This is a genomic window from Halolamina sp. C58 (assembly GCF_051195095.1).
In the GTDB taxonomy this organism is placed as follows: Archaea; Halobacteriota; Halobacteria; order Halobacteriales; family Haloferacaceae; genus Halolamina.
In genome coordinates this window covers 1,707,743-1,724,505 of sequence record NZ_JBNTJY010000001.1, presented here as the reverse complement: position 1 = coordinate 1,724,505, position 16,763 = coordinate 1,707,743, and the positions used below count along the sequence as shown (strand labels likewise).

General features: G+C 66.6%; 14 protein-coding genes and 2 tRNA genes. 5 read left to right on the top strand and 11 right to left on the bottom strand.

Features of this window, described 5'->3' with window-relative positions:
* Nucleotides 1-95: 95 nt before the first annotated feature.
* Both ACQUSM_RS09015 and ACQUSM_RS09010 read right to left on the bottom strand, forming a co-directional pair.
* The gene (locus ACQUSM_RS09015) at nt 96-1,781 is read right to left on the bottom strand and encodes a SipW-dependent-type signal peptide-containing protein (protein ID WP_435117889.1); all 1,686 of its coding nucleotides are present in this window, start codon (nt 1,779-1,781) and stop codon (nt 96-98) included.
* A gap of 8 nt (nt 1,782-1,789) precedes the next feature.
* The gene (locus tag ACQUSM_RS09010) at nt 1,790-2,620 is read right to left on the bottom strand and encodes a SipW-dependent-type signal peptide-containing protein (protein WP_435117887.1); all 831 of its coding nucleotides are present in this window, start codon (nt 2,618-2,620) and stop codon (nt 1,790-1,792) included.
* Between the two features lie 222 nt (nt 2,621-2,842).
* On the opposite strand from ACQUSM_RS09010, the gene ACQUSM_RS09005 reads away from it, so the two are divergent.
* Nucleotides 2,843-3,373, top strand: coding sequence for a DUF7344 domain-containing protein (locus ACQUSM_RS09005; RefSeq protein WP_435117885.1), 531 nt, complete (start codon nt 2,843-2,845; stop codon nt 3,371-3,373).
* A gap of 28 nt (nt 3,374-3,401) precedes the next feature.
* On the opposite strand, the gene ACQUSM_RS09000 is transcribed toward ACQUSM_RS09005, so the two are convergent.
* The 3 genes from ACQUSM_RS09000 to ACQUSM_RS08990 all read right to left on the bottom strand — a co-directional run bounded on the left by ACQUSM_RS09000 (nt 3,402) and on the right by ACQUSM_RS08990 (nt 5,250).
* A complete protein-coding gene (locus ACQUSM_RS09000; protein ID WP_435117883.1) occupies nt 3,402-4,217 on the bottom strand; it encodes a hypothetical protein in 816 nt (271 codons plus the stop codon).
* A 242-nt stretch (nt 4,218-4,459) separates the two neighbouring features.
* Nucleotides 4,460-4,531 (bottom strand) — tRNA-Thr (locus ACQUSM_RS08995).
* Nucleotides 4,532-4,584: 53 nt separating this feature from the next.
* On the bottom strand, nt 4,585-5,250 hold the full coding sequence (locus tag ACQUSM_RS08990) for a DUF7114 family protein (protein ID WP_435117881.1): 666 nt from the start codon (nt 5,248-5,250) through the stop codon (nt 4,585-4,587).
* 145 nt (nt 5,251-5,395) lie between these two features.
* Between ACQUSM_RS08990 and ACQUSM_RS08985 the strand changes: the two genes are divergently transcribed.
* Nucleotides 5,396-6,118 carry a DUF3105 domain-containing protein gene (locus tag ACQUSM_RS08985; protein ID WP_435117879.1) on the top strand — a complete coding sequence of 241 codons (723 nt, stop codon included), beginning with the start codon at nt 5,396-5,398 and terminating at the stop codon, nt 6,116-6,118.
* 9 nt (nt 6,119-6,127) lie between these two features.
* Here the strand turns inward: ACQUSM_RS08985 and ACQUSM_RS08980 are convergent, their stop codons facing one another.
* Complete coding sequence (locus ACQUSM_RS08980) at nt 6,128-6,961, bottom strand: NAD+ synthase (RefSeq protein WP_435117877.1); 834 nt, start codon at nt 6,959-6,961, stop codon at nt 6,128-6,130.
* A 170-nt stretch (nt 6,962-7,131) separates the two neighbouring features.
* On the opposite strand from ACQUSM_RS08980, the gene ACQUSM_RS08975 reads away from it, so the two are divergent.
* Together ACQUSM_RS08975 and ACQUSM_RS08970 are read left to right on the top strand one after the other, a co-directional pair.
* A tRNA-Gly gene (locus ACQUSM_RS08975) sits at nt 7,132-7,202 on the top strand.
* 154 nt (nt 7,203-7,356) lie between these two features.
* The gene (locus tag ACQUSM_RS08970) at nt 7,357-8,613 is read left to right on the top strand and encodes an RNA-guided endonuclease InsQ/TnpB family protein (protein WP_435117875.1); all 1,257 of its coding nucleotides are present in this window, start codon (nt 7,357-7,359) and stop codon (nt 8,611-8,613) included.
* A 78-nt stretch (nt 8,614-8,691) separates the two neighbouring features.
* Here the strand turns inward: ACQUSM_RS08970 and ACQUSM_RS08965 are convergent, their stop codons facing one another.
* Nucleotides 8,692-9,603, bottom strand: a complete 912-nt coding sequence (locus tag ACQUSM_RS08965) for an acyltransferase (protein ID WP_435117873.1) — start codon at nt 9,601-9,603, stop codon at nt 8,692-8,694.
* A 555-nt stretch (nt 9,604-10,158) separates the two neighbouring features.
* The gene (locus ACQUSM_RS08960; RefSeq protein ID WP_435117871.1) at nt 10,159-11,667 is read right to left on the bottom strand and encodes a heme-binding protein; all 1,509 of its coding nucleotides are present in this window, start codon (nt 11,665-11,667) and stop codon (nt 10,159-10,161) included.
* 157 nt (nt 11,668-11,824) lie between these two features.
* Here ACQUSM_RS08960 and ACQUSM_RS08955 point away from each other — a divergent pair, with 157 nt between their 5' ends.
* Complete coding sequence (locus tag ACQUSM_RS08955; protein ID WP_435117869.1) at nt 11,825-12,349, top strand: PadR family transcriptional regulator; 525 nt, start codon at nt 11,825-11,827, stop codon at nt 12,347-12,349.
* Nucleotides 12,350-12,352: 3 nt separating this feature from the next.
* Here ACQUSM_RS08955 and ACQUSM_RS08950 read toward each other — a convergent pair whose 3' ends face one another.
* The 3 genes from ACQUSM_RS08950 to pyrH form a co-directional block, all read right to left on the bottom strand.
* Nucleotides 12,353-14,221 (bottom strand): site-2 protease family protein, encoded by a 1,869-nt coding sequence (locus ACQUSM_RS08950; protein WP_435117867.1) that lies wholly within the window; start codon nt 14,219-14,221, stop codon nt 12,353-12,355.
* Between the two features lie 84 nt (nt 14,222-14,305).
* Nucleotides 14,306-16,006, bottom strand: a complete 1,701-nt coding sequence (lysS, locus tag ACQUSM_RS08945) for a lysine--tRNA ligase (RefSeq protein WP_435117864.1) — start codon at nt 16,004-16,006, stop codon at nt 14,306-14,308.
* On the bottom strand, nt 15,999-16,721 hold the full coding sequence (gene pyrH / locus ACQUSM_RS08940; protein WP_435117862.1) for a UMP kinase: 723 nt from the start codon (nt 16,719-16,721) through the stop codon (nt 15,999-16,001). Before pyrH ends, lysS begins: the two co-directional genes overlap by 8 nt.
* Nucleotides 16,722-16,763 lie beyond the last annotated feature (42 nt).

The window sequence follows — 16,763 nt, the reverse complement described above, 5'->3', positions numbered from 1 at the left end:
AGACTCACGAGCGGAGTCGAACCGCTCGGCACGCTGTTCGTGCCGCACCTGCGTGAGCCGAAACCGCTGGAAAGAAGGCTGAAGCCGAGCTTGGATTAGCTCCCTCCTGGGGTGTCGTTGTTCCGGCACTGCTCGGTGTAGAAGCCGAGGTCGAAGCTCACCTCGTCGCCCTGGATCTCGTTGCCGACGTCCGTCGGTACCCACCACGCGAAGCCGAGGTAGCGGGTGTAGCCTGGCTGGTAGCAGTCGCCGTCGTTCAGCATGTGCCCGTGACCCTCTTCGCCCGGGGATAACTCGCCGATCGCCTCGGCGAGCGTCCCGGAGAAGATCTCCTCCTCACAGAGGTCGCTGGTCGTCAGGTCACCGTAGGTGTGGTCGATGTCGAGAGTCAGCTGCTCGAGCTCGTTGCCATCCTCGTCGAAGATGATCATCTCGTTACTGCCGGTTACGGACGCGATGAAGTCGCCCGTACCGGAGTTCTGGAGTGCGAGACCGGTCAAGTCCTTCTCCGTCTCCAGCGTGGCAACCTCGCTGACGTCGCCGGTGATCAGGTTCATCGTGTGGAGCACGTGCCCGGCGTTCGTGTAGAAGTAGAACTCGTTGTTCGTCGTGAACGCGTTGTCGGCGCCGCTGATGTCCACGTCGAGGTCGGTTCTACTCTGTACGGTCGGCGATCCGCTACCGGGGTTGCTGACCTCGAATATCGCGTTTTCGCTCATACTACCGAGGTAGAGCGTCCCGCTGGGACTGACCGCAGCTTGGACGATCTTCCCCAGCGATCCGTAGCCGTTCTCGTCGATCCCCGTGGGAGAGCCGAGACTGTCGCTCGCGACGTCGTAGACAGCCAGCTGCGGATTGTCTTGATCGACGATGTAGACCTCTTCGCCGTCGGGCGAAGACGCGACGTGTGACGCGCCGAACTCCGTCGTCGAAATCTCGGTTGTGCTGGCAGTACCCCCACCGATATCGAGCGTGACCTCGTAGAGGACGGTACCGCTGCTGTCCGAGTGGTCGACCATGTACAGCACGTCCTCGCAGTCGCCGTCGTAGACGTTGTCGCCGCCGTCGTACCACCAGACGGTCTGGATGTTCTCGGCGAGTTCGCCGTTGTCGGGTGTCGGCTCTGGTTCGGCCGTCTCTCCACCGCTCTCCGTGAAGCCCATCGCCCGCAGCCACACGTACCCTGGGTTGTCACAGAGGTGGAAGCTCAGCGTGAACTCCCCGAAGTCCCCGGGTTTGACGTCTTGGAGGTTGATGAGGGGCTCCCCATCCTCCATGTACTCTAAGTCTGTGCGTGTGGCGTTCCCGTCACTCGGGGTGAGGTGTTCGGGCAGGTCCGCGCCGTGGTCACACGGCATGTACGTCCAGTCCTCGTACTCGACTTCCTGTGCGCCGTCGTTGTTCGGGTCCGGGAACGCCTCGATTGACGTGTTCGTCATGTACGTTCCGAGGTCGTCCTCGTGGACCCAGACCTGCGGATTCGATGGGTCGGGCATCCCGACGTAGTTGTCCGGTTCGTCGGGCTCCGAGCGATGGACGCCGTGTTCCAGCCCGTTCTCGGGGTCGTCGAACCCGTAGAGCTGCGGGTAGGAGTAGTGCTCCTCCCAGTCGACTTTCAGGTCGAGTTGGCCCGCTGCGATCGTGTTCCCCTCGAACGATTCGGTGTCGTTGAGGTACGCGGACGTTCCGAGCCCAGCGCCTGCCGACGCAAGCCCGACACCACCGAGTCCCGCCAGCACCTTGCGACGCGAGAGTTCGAACGACGTGGATTTGCCACTCATCGTTCCCCTCAGGTCCCCGTGGTGTTGGTCCCGGTGCTGTTACCAGCGAACGGGCTGCCGTTGTTCCGGACCTGCTCGGCGTCGAAGACGAGGTGGAAGCTCAGCGAGTCGCCCTGAACCTCGTTGCCGACCTCCGACGGAATCTCGAGCAGCAGGCAGAACGTCTCCATCTGCTCCCCGGAGCCGACTTCTATCGGATCCTCGCTGCCGCCGAGCGTGACGCCCGTGCTGTACGTGTCGTACGCTTCCTGTAGGGTCGTGTAGTGAGTGTCCTCGTCGACGACACCGCCCTCGTCGCGTGACGAGTTCCAACTCTCGGCCTGACTCCCGCCGGCGACGTTCGTTGTCCCATCCAATCCGGACAGGCCACTACGATCTCCCGAGTCGTCGTAGCTGTCCCAGATGGTCGCGAGAATCGCGTCGTCGAGTTCACCTTCGCCGTTTTCGTCCTCCGGCTCGGGCTCCTCGTAGCCGTTCTCCGACGACGAGAGGTTGGCAGTGCTGACTTGGACGTAACCGGGGTTCTCTCCGATGGAGATATCGAAACAGATGATGCCCCAGTCGCCGGGTTTGACGTCGTCAATGGTGACGCCGGAGACCGCTTCACCATCCGCGGTCGCGTCGAGATCGACAGCACTCGACCAGTACGAACTGGCTGCTTCGACGGTCGCGGTAACGCTCATGTCGAGCGTGCCCGCCTGAATCGTGTTGTCTTCGAACGATTCCGTATCGTTGAGGTACGCGGAGGTACCGAGCCCGGCGGCGGCACCGGCGACACCGATGGTGCCGAGTCCGCCCAGGACGCGACGCCGCGTGAGTTCGAGTTTCTTTTTCGACATGGTTTCGGTCGGCCGGCCACCGTGGCAGGCCTTGCCACATACCCTATTCCCCACCCACATAGCTAATCGCGAAATTCGTGGATAAACGGCCAATTGAACGGCTCTTAGGCCAGTATTGAGGTTTTTAAACCCGACTCAACACGGGCTAAACCGGCCGTTAGAAATCCGGAATAGTGGTAAGAAAGACGATAAATATGTGGATGGAACCGTTCGAGTTCGTGCATGAGCCTCTCCCGGTCGTCGCGGCTCGCCGAAACCGACATTCACGATATCCTGCGCAATGACCGGCGGCGGCGCGTCATCGAGCACCTCCAGGAATCCGTGGGGACCGTGACGCTGCGCGAGCTCGCTGAGACCATCGCCGCCCACGAATCTGGCGACTCCCCGCCACCACGGCCGGTCCGGGAGAGCGTGTACAACTCGCTCCATCAGACCCACCTCCCGAAGCTCGACGACGAGGGCGTCGTCGAATACGACGAACACAGAAAAACCGTCAAGCTGCGGCCGGGTGCCCGCGATGTCAACGTCTACATGGAGGTCGTAACGAAGTACGGCATTACGTGGGCGGACTACTATCGGACAGTTGCGACGGTCGCGCTCGCGGTCACAGTCGCCATCGAACTCGGTACGCCCGTCGTGAGTACCGCTCCGACGCTCCTCTGGGCGAGTCTCGCGCTCGTCGTCGTCGCCGCATCCACGGCGTATCAGCTGTGGACACGGCGATGGACGTACCTGAGGGCGTTACTGGACTGAATGTCGCCCGGACACGAAGCGGTCACCCCTACGGCTCGCTCGGGAGCTGTGCCTCGAAAATGCGAGCCCCACAGGACGTGCAGGACGCTTCGACTACGTTGACGGACCGACAGCACGACTCGACCGTATCCTCGCTGAGTTCGACGGTGCCGTCACAAACCGAGCACCGATCGAGCCAGAGGCGGAGTCCGCCGAGCAGTTTCGTCCGTTCCTCGAACCCGCGCTCGGCCCATTTCGAGTCGACCTCGGCGAGCGCGGCGGCGCCCGCGGCGTCGGCGACGAACGCCGCGCGTGAGGGCCACTCCGCGACGGTGGTTCCGGACACCCGGGTAACGACAGTATCCCCACGGAACCCGACATCCACGGAGTGGTCGAACGACGACGGAAGCAGGCGGGAGATCGCGTCGTCGAGGTCTTCCGCGGCCGGCGCCATCTCCGAGCGCCACGACGTGTGAAACACCGAGTCCAAGCAGAGGTCGTCACGATCGAGACAGGGCGTCAACGCCCCGGCTGTGAGGAGCTCCGTCTCGGGGTCGAACTCGCTGTTCCCGTCGTTCGCTGAGATGGTCGTTTCCGGCCTACTGTGTTCGAAGTACCTGAGCACGGCGTCGGGAAGAAAACGCTGTGTCAGAACCGGTGTCCCCGGAACAACGTACCCGCGAAGATAGACGAGCCCGAGTCCGACAGTCACCACGGCGATGCCGACGACTGGGTCGTACAAGGCACCGACACCCAGACCGACAGCGGCGACCAGCACGACGTTCAGGACAGTACAGGGGAAACACCGGTTCTCACCCGTGTACTCCGGTTTCCGGAGTGCCTCGACCGCGTGTCGAGCCTGCATGCACGCGTCTTGGCAGGACGCAGTGTTAGGTATTAGCGTGCTAAGGCCCCTGAACAGCCGATTAAACAGTCAACGCTGCCGGTTTATTCTCCGAAAAAGTCCGGCGTCACCGGGGTGGGAAAACGTAGGAAGCCTAGGCCGGGATTTGAACAGCGTCAGACGGTCGCTCGCTCCGCTCGCGCTGCGACTGACTGGCTCAAACCCGGCTACAGCTTTCGCTCGTCACGTTGTTCCTCGCAGAAAGCCTAGGCCGGGATTTGAACCCGGGCTCTCGTCCTTACCAAGGACGCGCTTTACCGCTAAGCTACCCAGGCGCGCACCTCCTCGTACTGCGGTTCCGTGTATAGGGATTTCGATTCGCCCCGGCTCAGGGATCCGTTCCCGCACTCCGCGTCGCCGAGCCGACGTAGCCGTCGGAGAAGCCCGCGAGTCGATCCCGGGTCGGCTCCGCGAGCAGCTCCGGCGCCGCCGGGAGCGCCCCCTCGTAGGAGCGGGCAAGCTCCGCCGCGAACCCCAGCAGCTCCTCGGAGGCGCCCCCGTCGACGGCCGCGACGCCGGCGACGACCGCGAGCTCGAACACGTCGGCCTCGAGGTTCCGGTCGATCCCCGCGGGGTTGTCGGTCCGCTCGCGGTCGGTCTGGTCGCGCCCGAACGCCCGGACGGTCTCGACCGCGCGGTCGGCCGCGGGCGTCCGGGCGAGCAGCGAGAACCCCCGGGAGACGAGCACGTCGGCGGCGACGACGGAAAGGTCCGCCTCAATGTCGTTCTCGGGGTCGCTCGCCCACGGCTCGTCGTGAGCCAGCTGGCGGGTGAGCGAGAGCCCCTCGTAGATCAACTGCACGCCGGCGGCGAGCTCCCCCAGCGTCGTCACGTCCACGTCGTCGTCGAACGCCCGGGCGGTCGACAGCGTCAGCGCCCCCGGAACCATCGACGCCGTTGCCAGCCGCTGGTCGAGCGTCTCCCGGAGCGGCTCGGGCTCGATCTCCCCCAGCGCATCCCGGGCCGAACGGCGGGCCACGGCGGCGTCGTCCATCGTCTAGGGTAAGTCGCGGCGGAGGCAAATGCCTTTGGAAAGCCCCCGAAAGCGCCACGAGCGCCGCCCAACGGAGCCGGTTCGTCGATCCGCCGCGACCACCCGATAGCGAAGGGTTATGGGTGACGGGGGCGGTGTACGCTGTATGGTCGAGTGTGAGTACTGCGGGGCGGCCTTCGACGACGAGGAGGCCCACCTCCAACATCTCGGCGACGAGCACGCCGAGGAGCTCGGGCCGATAGACCGACGCCGCGTCGACGCCGCGGGCGACGACGAGGAGGGGCTCCCGATCGTCGGCCTCCTCTCGGGCGCCGCGGTGCTGGTGGTGTTCGTCGTCGCGATCTGGTTCTTCTTCCTGAGCGGCGGGGGCGGGACGAACCTCGACGCCGAACCGGCCGGGATGGAGGACGAACCGCTGCCGAACCGTGGCGGCGACGAGTGGATCTCGCAGGTCGAGACGTTCGAGAGCAACGGCGCCGAGCACCGTCCCGGTGAGGAGATCGACTACGAGCGCGTGCCGCCGCTGTCTGGCCCGCACTGGAACGACTGGGTGTCGGCGGGCTTCTACACCGAGACGCCGCGGATGGAGGAGCTCGTCCACTCGCTCGAACACGGCGCGGTCGTGATCTACTACGACGAGGGGAACCTTTCCGACGAGGCCGAGGCCAGCCTCAGGGCGTGGGCCGCGAACAAGGACGGGCAGTGGCAGAGCGTCGTCGTCGCGCCGAACCCTAACGACGACCCGCGCGGCGACTACGTGCTGACGGCGTGGACCCACCGGCTCGTGATCGACGATTACGACGCCGAGGCGGTCCAGGCGTTCGCCGCGGAGTACCTCGGCCGCGGGCCGGAGAACCCGGTTCGCTAGTCCGTCGCTCTACTCCCGCACGGAGAGTTCGGGCGACGGCGGCATCGAGCGCTTGTGTGCGCTCCCTTCGACCAGTTCGTCGACGCGCTCGACGTGCTCCTCGGTGACGCCGTCGACGTAGCGCACTGTCGCAGCCTTCGACAGCGGGCCGTCGACGTGCAGCGCGAGCACGGCGTCGAGGTGGTCGTAGTTCAGTCCCATCTCCTCCTCGTCGGTCTGCCCCTCCCACATCTCGGCGGTCGGGGTCTGCATCACTAGCTCGTGGGGGACGCCGACGTGAGCCGCGAGCTGGCGGACCTGCTGTTTGTACAGGTCACCGATGGGGTTGCAGTCGACGGCCTGATCGCCGTACTTCGTGAAGTAGCCGGTCATCGCCTCGCTGCGGTTGCCCGTCCCGAGGACGATCCGGTTCTCGGTGTTCGCGACGTAGTAGTTCATCACGGCCCGCGTCCGGACGCGGACGTTCCCCGCGGCGGTCTTGTCGTCGACGCCCTCGGGGTAGGCCTCGTCGAACGTCTCGGCGATGGGCTCGATCTCGATCACGTCGTAGGGGATCCCCAGCGACTCCGCGACGGCTTCGGCGTCGCTCATCAGCGCCTCGTCGCTGACTCGCGCGGGCATCGTGAGCCCGTGGAGCCCCTCCTCGCCCAGCGCTTCGACCGCGAGGTAGGCGGTCAGCGTCGAGTCGATCCCGCCGGACATCCCCAGTACGGCGCCCTCCGCGCCGGCGGCGTCGACGGTGTCCCGGATGAACGAGACGATCTCCTCGCGGGCGGTTTCGAGCTCTGCCTCCGAGAAGCGGATGTCCAGCGGTGCGTTCTCCGTCAGGACGTCTTCGGGCATGGACGATCGTTCTGCCGCGGGTGACAAATAGGCACTCCCCGACTCCGGGAGGTGGACGCGCGTCCGGTTCCGGCACCGACGGGGGTGGCGGAATCCGAAACCGACTTACCGGAGGCTGGCGTTCAGTCGAGTGCGAGCGCTGGCAGGCCTCGCGAATGAAAACCACGAACGCGGATGTGGTCCAGTGGTAGGACAGTAGCTTCCCAAGCTACCGGCCCGGGTTCAATTCCCGGCATCCGCACTTTTGTTGCCTTCTTGCATCTTTAGCCGCAGGGAGGCTATTTCCGGTGAATGGGCAGATTCGGAGTGTCTCGAACCACGAGTGAGTCAGTGTCGTCCATTCATATTTCGAATGATAGGTGAAATATAAGCACCCGTGTGCTCACATTGAAGCCGTGGCAGACGACTACGTGCGTCGGACAGCAATCACTCGTCTCGTGGTGACGGACGAGCAACGCGAACTTCTCGAAGAGACGGTTTCCGCGTGGAAGCGTGGTTGCCAAATCGCTACGGATATGGCGTGGGGTAAGTGCAACGCCAAGAGCGACGTACAGCCACTCGCCTACGAAACTGTACGCGAACAGACCGACCTCGGGAGTCAGCACGCGGTTCTCGCCACCCACCAAGCCGCCCAAGCGATCACCGGCTGTATCGAACGCCAGTCCAATGGGAAGAAGGTCAGTAAGCCCACCTTCACTGCACCGACGGTGAAGTACGATACTCGGACCATGACGTTGTTCGACGACGATACGGTGTCGCTCTCCACAACGCAGAGTCGCGTCCGGTGTGAACTCGCTCTGCCCGATGCCGACGACGGCTACCAACGCCAGTACCTCGATTCCGACGAGTGGAGTGTCACGGAAAGTACGCTCACCGCCCGCGACGGCGACTACTTCCTGCATATCGGCTTCCGCCGACACAAGAACGATACCGAACGGAACACTGCCGAGGACGGAACGGTTCTCGGGGTCGACCTCGGTATCGAAAACCTCGCGGTCACCAGTACTGCCTACTTCTTCAGCGGACGGGAGTTGGCCCACAACCTCCGCGAGTTCGAGAAGGTGCGTGCCGGCCTCCAACAGACCGGGACGCGGAGCGCCCATCGCACTCTCGAACGATCGAGCGGCCGTGAACTTCGCTATGTCCGTGACGTGCTTCACCGAGCGTCGAACGCTATCGTCGCGGAAGCGGTTCGGTACGGCTGTGACGTGATCGCGTTCGAGGACTTGACCCATATCCGCGATCAAACGGGCGCGTCGTGGGGCCACAGGTGGGCGTTCCGAACGCTCTACGAGCAAGTGGTGTACAAAGCCGAAGCGGAAGGTATCGCGGTGAAGCAAGTCGGGTCAGCCCACACGTCCACTCGGTGTGCCGAGTGTGGATTCACGGCGAGTGAGAACCGCTCGAACCGAAACGACTTCCGGTGTCTGAACTGCGGGGCGGAAGCGAATGCGGACTACAACGCGGCGAAGAACATCGGAATGCGGTACGTCCGTCGAGGCCAACAGTCGTCTCGGCGGACGGGCAACAGTCAGCTTGCCCTGAAGTCTGGAATGGTGACGCCGAGCGGCGGATTTACCGCCCACCCGGACGGGTTCGAGGCCGAGTTCACGGACAAACCCAACCCTCCACGAGCGAACCCATCAGGGTGAGGTAGCTGACTTCCCGGACGGCGCATTGCTACCGATTTCGGATCTTCGAGTGCCGCAGAACGTCGAGTCTCTCCGGCCCTAGCGACCGTCGCCGCCCGGCGGCTGCAGATCCCGCCCGAACTCGTCGAACACGTCCAGATCCTCGGGCAGGTCGTACTCGATCCGGCGCTGTTCCTTGTTGCGCTCCAGTCGATCCTCGACCGGGTCGGCGACCTCCTCCCAGCCCGGCTTCACGCGGACGGATTTCGCGGGCTGGCCGACTGCGACGTGGTGGGCGGGCACGTCGCCGTCGACGACGGCCTTCGCGCCGACGACGGAGTTCTCGCCGAGTTTGGAGCCGGCCCGGACCATCGTGTCGTAGGTGAGTCGGGCGTCGTCCTCGATGATGGTCCGGTAGTTCACGACCTCGGTCTGATCGACGATATCGTGGTCGTGGGAGAGCACCTGTGCGGAGTCCGAGATGGAGACGCGGTCGCCGATCTCCAGCGCGCCGCGGTCGTCGAGGTGGACGTCGTCGTGGACGACCACGTTGTCGCCCATGGTGATGTTGTGGCCGTAGGTGAACGTGATCCCCTTGAAGAAGCGGCAGTTCTCCCCGACCTCGTCGAACAGGTGGGTCGCGAGCATCTGTCGGAACCGCAGCGCGAACTCGATGTTGTCGGCCATCGGCGTCGCGTCGAACTGGCGCCAGAGCCACTGGAGGTGTTTCGAGCGCTGGAACCGGTCTTCGTCCTTCTCGGCGTAGTACTCCGACTCCAGCGTCGCGTTGCAGGGATCGTACCCCTGCAGCCGGACGCGCTCCGCGGGCGTCACGTCGCCGCCGTCCTGCCAGCGCTCGTAGGCCTCCCGATCGCCGAACAGGTCGACCAGCGTGTCCTGCACAACGTCACAGGTGTCCTCGTCGGAGGAGAGCCGCTCGTCGACTTCCTCGATGAAGGCGTCCACCCCGGCCTCGGCGTCCGGCGGGAGCGAGGCGTACCGTTTGGTCATGCCCGGAGGGTGGAGTGGCCCGGCAAAATGGGTTCGGGTGTCCGCACGTGGTGCACGCCCGGTGGATTATGGACGTTTCTTCTCGTTAGAGGTCGCACCTGCGACAGCGTCTCGATCGTTGGCAACTGCGACCGCGACAGCAGTTCGTTCGTCGACCACTTGTGACCGCAGTGTGCCGGACACAGGGTCCGGCACAGCCCGGAGTCCCCACCCCTCCCCCCGCGATCGGCGACCGTCGCCGATCGCGAGGCGTCCACCGCCACCGCACCGCTGTGGCGGTCGGCGCGAAACGCTCGCGGCTCTGTCCGCGAGCCAGCGCGAGGGACGAGCGACCGCAGGGAGTGAGTCGGCTGGGGAGGAAGCGAGGCGGGGAGCGGAGCGACCCGCGAGCGATGAGGGCTGTGCGGGGCGGTGCGGTCACAAGGTGTCAGCGATCGAGCTGCTGTCGCCGTGGCTATCGCCGTCGCTGTCGCCGTGGCTATCGCCGTCGCTGTCGACGAGAGCCCGTCTCACTACGAAAACCGCCGAAAACGGGCGACCCCTCTCGAGACCGAATCAGGCTAGGAACACGTGCCGCGGCCGGTCCGCCAGCACGTCACGGCCCCACTGCACCGTGTCGCGGAACGCGTCCGAACGGAAGAACGCCATCGCGTCCTCCTGCGAGCGCCACTGGCTCGCGATGAACATGTCGTTCTCGTCTTCGCGGTTGACCATCAGGTCCGTCTCGAAGTGGCCGTCCATCTCCTCGAGCATCCCGCCGACGGTGTCGAACTTCTCGACGAACTCCTCCTGGTAGTCGGGCTTGACGGTGTAGAACATCCCCATCGTGCCGAAGCCGGACTCCTCGCCGGCGCGCTCGACCACGCCCGGCAGATCCGAGAGGAACCCCGCCGCGGTCTCGGCGGCGCTGGCGGTGTCCCAGATGCTCACGACCGCGACGCGGTCGGTGTACGTCCCCTCGTAGACGGCCGTCTTGACGTGCGTGTCGTAGTGCTCGAAGTTGCCCCGGAGCCCGTCGACCTCCTCGCTGACCTCCTCGGCGTCGGCCTCGCTGTACAGCACCGTCGCGTACACGTCCTCACCGTGAGGCTGACCCGCGTAGATGTCGAGGTCCTCGAGCTCGCCGCGGATGTCGCCCGCGTCGGCCTCGTCCTCGTCGTCGCCGTGGTGTTCGTCCCCGTCGTGGTGGCTTTCACCATCGCCGTGGTGCTCGCCGTCGCCGTGATGGTCACCTTCTCCGTGGTGATGCCCGTCGCTCTCGCCGTGGTGGTGCCCCTCGTCGCCCGTCGGCACCGTCTCGCCGCGCAGGTACGCGCCCAGATCCGTGGGCGGGAACCGCCGGCCGACGTAGAACGAGCCGAACTCACCGTACTTCGAGGTCGCGTCGTCGAACCGGAGCTCGTAGACGATGTCCTTGATGTCGACGGCGTCGCCGGCGAACAGCGTCACGCCCCACTCCCAGTCGTCCAGCCCGAGCGAGGAGGAGATGATCTGGTCGACTTTCCCGCCCCACTTCCGGGCGGTCTCGCCGTGGCCGGCCATCAGGTCGGCGCGCTCGTCGAACGGCAGGTCGTACCAGTTGACCTCCTCGCCGCGGCGCTTGTCCATCGGGTAGAAGCAGACGTACTCGTCGTCGGGCAGGTCGGGCTTGATCTTCCCCTCGATGTACTGCTTCAGCCCCTCGTCGACCTCCTCCTCGTCCTCGGCGAAGTAGGCGTCGGAGACGTAGCCCGACACCTCCGTCACGGAGACGTACGAGGTGGCCTGCTCGGTGTACTCGCCCAGCGCGGTGTGCTCGAACCGCCGCTCAGCCGTCGAGAGGTGATCGAGCGTCGGCCGCAGGTGCATGACCATGAGGTCGGCCTTGTCGCCGACGACGCTGAACACCGCCGAGGTGCCCTCGTCGGCGTCGGCGACGGCCTCGTGGTCCGCCAGATACTCGACGCCCTCCGCGATCGCCCGCTCGCGCTCGCGGTCGGGAGCGTCGCGCCAGGCGTCCCAGTCGACGTTGCGGAAGTCGTGGAGGACGAACCAACCCTCCTCGGTCTGCGGTGGCTCGGTCATGCTTCGGGGTCGGGCCCGCGGGGGCTTGGGCGTTGCGTGTCAGCCCGCTCACGAACCACGGACCGGCCGGATATTCCCGTTTCCGCCCGAATCAGTCGCTGAATCGCCGATTACCGGACCGAAACCCTTTCAGAGAACCCCCTCCGTACGGGGAACGATGCGGAAGAGCGGCCCCCCGAAAGGCCTCATCTCGTACATCGTGCTCGAACTCCTCGAGGAGAAACCCCGATACGGCTACGAGATCCTCAAGGAGATCGGCGACATCAGCGGCGGTCACTGGGAACCCTCCTACGGCTCCGTCTACCCCATCCTGTACAAGTTCGAGGACAACGGCTGGGCCGAGCGGATCGAACGCGAGGACGAACCGGACCGGAAGTACTTCCAGCTCACGCCCGAGGGCGAGCAGGAGCTCGCCGAGAAGCGCGTCGAAACCGGCGCGAAAGCCCGGGAGTTCGCCGACGTGATCCTCGGTTTCTACCACGTCTACGTGAGCTTCGCGACCGACGAGCGGTTCGACGTCGAGCAGCCCGCCGAACACTGGCGCTTCGACGAGACGTTCTCGCGGTGGATCTGCGAGCAGGTCGTCCGCCACCACGAGTACTACTTCGACGACTTCGAGCGTATCGAGGACACCCCCGAGGAGTTCTACGAGCGGATGGGCGTCGAGGAAGACCCCAACTGAGACTCAGTTGAGCAGTTCGGGCCCGAACACGACCAGCAGCAGCGACGCGAGCATCGCGAGCCCGACGCTCGTGGTGATCGCTCGCGTCAGCGTGTGTTTGTCCTCGACGGGGAGCCGCGCGACCACCGCCTCGACGCAGGCCCGGAGGATCCGCCCGCCGTCGAGCGGGTAGCCCGGGATGCAGTTGAAGAAGGCGAGGTTGAGGTTGATCCAGCCGGTCCAAAAGAGGAGGTTCGCCAGCAGGAACACCCCGCCGCCGAGCGGTTCGAGCGGCCCGGTGATCTCGTAGAAGTTGCGGTTGGCCGCGACAAAGCCCGCGAAGTTGTAGCTCCCGCCGCCGACCGCGCCGATAAAGGGCAGCAGCAGGACGACGAGCACGAGCCCGAGCACGGAGCCGCCCGCGGCGACGACGCCGACGCCGCCGTCACCGTTCAGCAGCGAGAGGAACCCCTCGGCGGGGTAGTAGTCGACGCCAAGGCTGCTCGTGCCGACGCCGCTGTACTCGCCGCCCGACAGCGGTGCGATCCCCAGGTAGCCGCCCGACTCGTTCTCGCGGTAGTCGTCGACCAGCGTCACCGTCGCGCTCCGGCGCTCGCCGTCGACGACCCCGACGATTTCGACCGTCTCACCCGCGCTCCGACCGTCGAGCGCCGCCGTCACGTCCGCGGCGGTGTGGGTGGGCTGCCCGTCGATACTGAGCAGCGTGAACGGCGTTCGGGACGGGAACCCCGCGGAGCTGTTGAGGGGGTGATCCCCCGGCTCGCCGCCGACGCCCGGCAGGTCCGGCGCGGTCGCGCGGACGACCATCCCCATCGGACCGGTCGTCGTGTCCCCGTCGGCGGTCGCGATCGTGACGCTCGTCCGGTTCCCGACCACCTCGCGGAAGCCGCGTTCGGTGCGGACGGTGGTGCCGTTGACCGCGGTGATCGTGTCGTTCACGTCGAGCCCGGCCGCGCCCTCGCGGTCGAACGGCGAGCCGCCGGCGACTCTGGTGACGAGCAGCGAGCGCTCGACGGTCGTCTCGGTGCCGTCGCCGAGCGTGACCGTCACCTCGGTGTCGCTGCTGCTCGCGAGGTAGGCGTCGAGATCGCTCCCGTTCGCGATCTCGCGGTCGCCGGCCATCACGATCCGGTCGCCGCCGTCGATCCCGGCCTCGGCGGCCGCCGAGCCGGGCTGGGCGCCGCCGATCGCCGCGCCGGGGGCGACGGCGATCGAGCCGACGATCGGCCCGAGCAGCAGCGCGAACGCGACGATGGTGACGAGGTAGTTGTTGGTGACGCCGGCCGCGAACATCCGGGCACGGGCGCCGCGGTCGGCGGCCCGCTGACTCTCCTCGTCGGGCTCGACGAACGCGCCGATCGGGATCACTGCGAGCGTCACCAGCCCCATCGAGTCGATGTCGATGTCGCCGACGCGACAGAGTAGCCCGTGGCCCCCCTCGTGGACGACCAGCCCGACCAGCAGGCCGGCGATTATCTCCGGGGCGACCGACAGCGGGAGGAACTCGTTGACGCCGGGGATCACCAGCACGTTCGCGGGCTCGTTCACGGGCGACGGCGCGGGTGGGTCCTCGAGGATCATCCGCCCCTGCTGGAGCAGCAGGACGAACATCCCGACCATCACCACCAGCGTCGCGCCGAGGCCGACGTTGGTCCACGCCCGCCAGAACCGCTTGGGGCCGGCGAGCCAGTTGAGGAACGCCCGACCGCGCTTGGTGTGGATGGTCGTGATCGGCCCGGAGACGCTGATCGAGTCGGGGACCAGCCCCCGTTCGTCGAGCCAGTAGGCCGCCAGCGAGTAGGCGGCTACCCCGACGAGGATCCACGTCAGCGGGCCGAGGGTGGGAATCGCCTGTAACAGCCCGTCGATCATCTGCGTGTGGATCCGGCCCGGCCGGGCAAAGGCGTTCGGGTCCGACGTGACGCCGCCGTTGGACGCGGCGACGGGAGCGGGGAGCTACCCCTCCCGGCGGAGCCGTTCGACGACGAACGACTGGTCGAGCTCGCCGAGGAACTCGCCCAGCCGGGGCCCCTGCTCCTTGTCGAAGAACAGCCGGTAGCCCGCGGCGAACAGGTCGCCCGTCTCCAGCCCGTGTTCCTCGGCGAGCTCGTAGATCTCGCCCTGAATCGCGTCGCCGTCGTGGCCCGCGGCGACGAACGCGGCGAGGTCGTCCAGCGCCGCCCGCTCGTCGTCGGTCAGGTCCACGTCGGGCAGCTCGGTCTGGAGCCGGTAGTTGTAGGCGTTGTCACAGCGCTCGGCCCACGCGCGGGCTTTCTCGACGCGGGCGAGCGCGTCGTCGATCGCCCAGTCCGGCGCGTCCTCGGGGATGTGTCCCTCGTTGCGGGCCATCTGGACGCGCAGGTCGCGGTCCTCGACCATCCCCAGCACCGCGGCGAACGTGTAGGGGAGGCGGATGCGCTCCTCGTGAATCTCGTCCACGACGAACGGATAAGCCCGGTCCGCGAACCGCGTTAGCTCCTCGTCGTCGACCTCGCCGAAGTACGCTCGCTCGAAGCGGTCGAAGTCGTCGACCAGCTGATCGAGCCGGGAGATGTCGAAGTCCCGGGCCTTGTTCGGGTCGAGCGCGAAGAAGTACCGCAGCACCTCGGGTTCGAGCAGGTCGAGCACTTCGGGAACGGTGACGACGTTGCCCGACGACGAGGAGAGCGGCTCGCCGTTGAGGGTGAACCACTCGTAGGTCATCGGCACGGGGGGCTGGATACCGAGCACCTTCCGGGCGATCTCCTCGCCGGAGGGCCACGACCCCTCGGCGTGGTCCTTGCCGAACGGCTCGAAATCGACGCCGAGCAGGCTCCACTGCGCGGGCCACTCGAAGCGCCACGAGAGCTTCCCGTCCCGCAGCGTGGCCTCGCCGGCGTGGCCACAGCCCTCGATCTCGCGGTCGCCCGCGGTGATGCCCGTACACTCGTACTCGACGCGTCCCTCGTCCAGGTCCGCGACGGTCACGTCGGTGGTGACGATGCCGCACTCCTCGCAGACGACGCGGAACGGTGAGTAGTCGGCGTCCACGGAGTCCTGGTAGTCGGCGAGCACCTCGCGGGCGGTGTCGACGTTCTCGAGGATCGTCCGGATCTCCGGCTCGAACTCCCCGGTTTCGTACAGTTCGGTGTTCGACAGCACGTCGACGGGCACGTCCACCATCTCGGCCGCGCCCGCGAGCAGGTCCGCGAAGTGCTCGCCGTAGGAGTCGTGGCAGTCGCCGAACGGGTCGGGGATCGCGGTGTAGGGCTTGCCGAGGTTCTTCCCGAGCGCGCCCGCGTCCACGTCGCCCAACTCCACGACGTTCCAGTCCGCGTCGGCCAGTCGTCGGGGGAGCTTTCGGAGCGGGTCGCGGTCGTCGGAGGTGAACACCTGCCGGACCTCGTGACCGCGCTCGCGGAGCACTTCGGCGACGAAGTACCCCCGGACGATCTCGTTGAAGTGGCCGAGGTGGGGGATCCCCGAGGGGGAGACGCCGCCCTTGATCACGATCGGGTCGTCGGGATCGCGGGCCTCCACGTCGTCGGCGACGGCGTCGGCCCAGAACGCGTGGAACTGTGTCTCGCCGTCGCCCTCGCCGGCGTCGCTGCCCGCAGTCGGGCCCGAGGACGGGCCGGCGGCGTCGGCGTCCGGGTCGGGCGTCTGTTCGCTACTCATGCTGGGTCCAGTAGGTGGGTTCGTCGCTCTCGCCCGTGGGGACGATGTCGGTGCCGCTGTGCTCGCCGCGCAGCACGGCGTCGACGACGGCTTCGGGGTCGGTGCCGTCGAGGACGATCGTGCGCAGCGAGGAGCGCTCGATCAGCTTGGCCGCGAGCAGGTCGACCGGGGCGGAGGCGCCCGCGCCGCGGTCCATCGGCGCGATCACTTCGACCAGTTCGCTGGGGGTGAGCTGGCCGTACTGTTCGGCGTCGTCGTCGGTCTCGGGGTCGGCGCTGTACACGCCGTCGGCGCTGGTCGCGAACACCAGCAGTTCGGCGTCGATGTACTCCGCGAGCGCGGCCGCGACGGCGTCGGTGGTCTGCCCGGGCGTGATCCCGCCCATGACGACGCTGTCGCCGTTTCGGATCGCCTCGCCGGCCTCGTCGTAGCTCGTGGCGGGCGTCCGCTGGACGCCGTGGCCCATCGCCGCGATCAACAGCCGGGCGTTGAGCCGCGTGACGCCGATCCCCAGCTCGTCGAGCTGGAACTCGTTGGCCGCCAGCTCACGGGCGGCGCCGATGTACTGTCGGGCGACGGTGCCGCCGCCGACGACCGCGCCCAGCTCACAGCCCTCTGCCGAGAGCGTGCCGAGGGCGTCGGCGAACCCTTCGACGCGCTCGGGGTCGAGACCGGGCGCCAGTACGCTACCCCCGATAGAGACGACGACTCGCATTAGGTGAGGTTCCGGGGGTGGCGCTCTTAAGAGCGGTGGTCG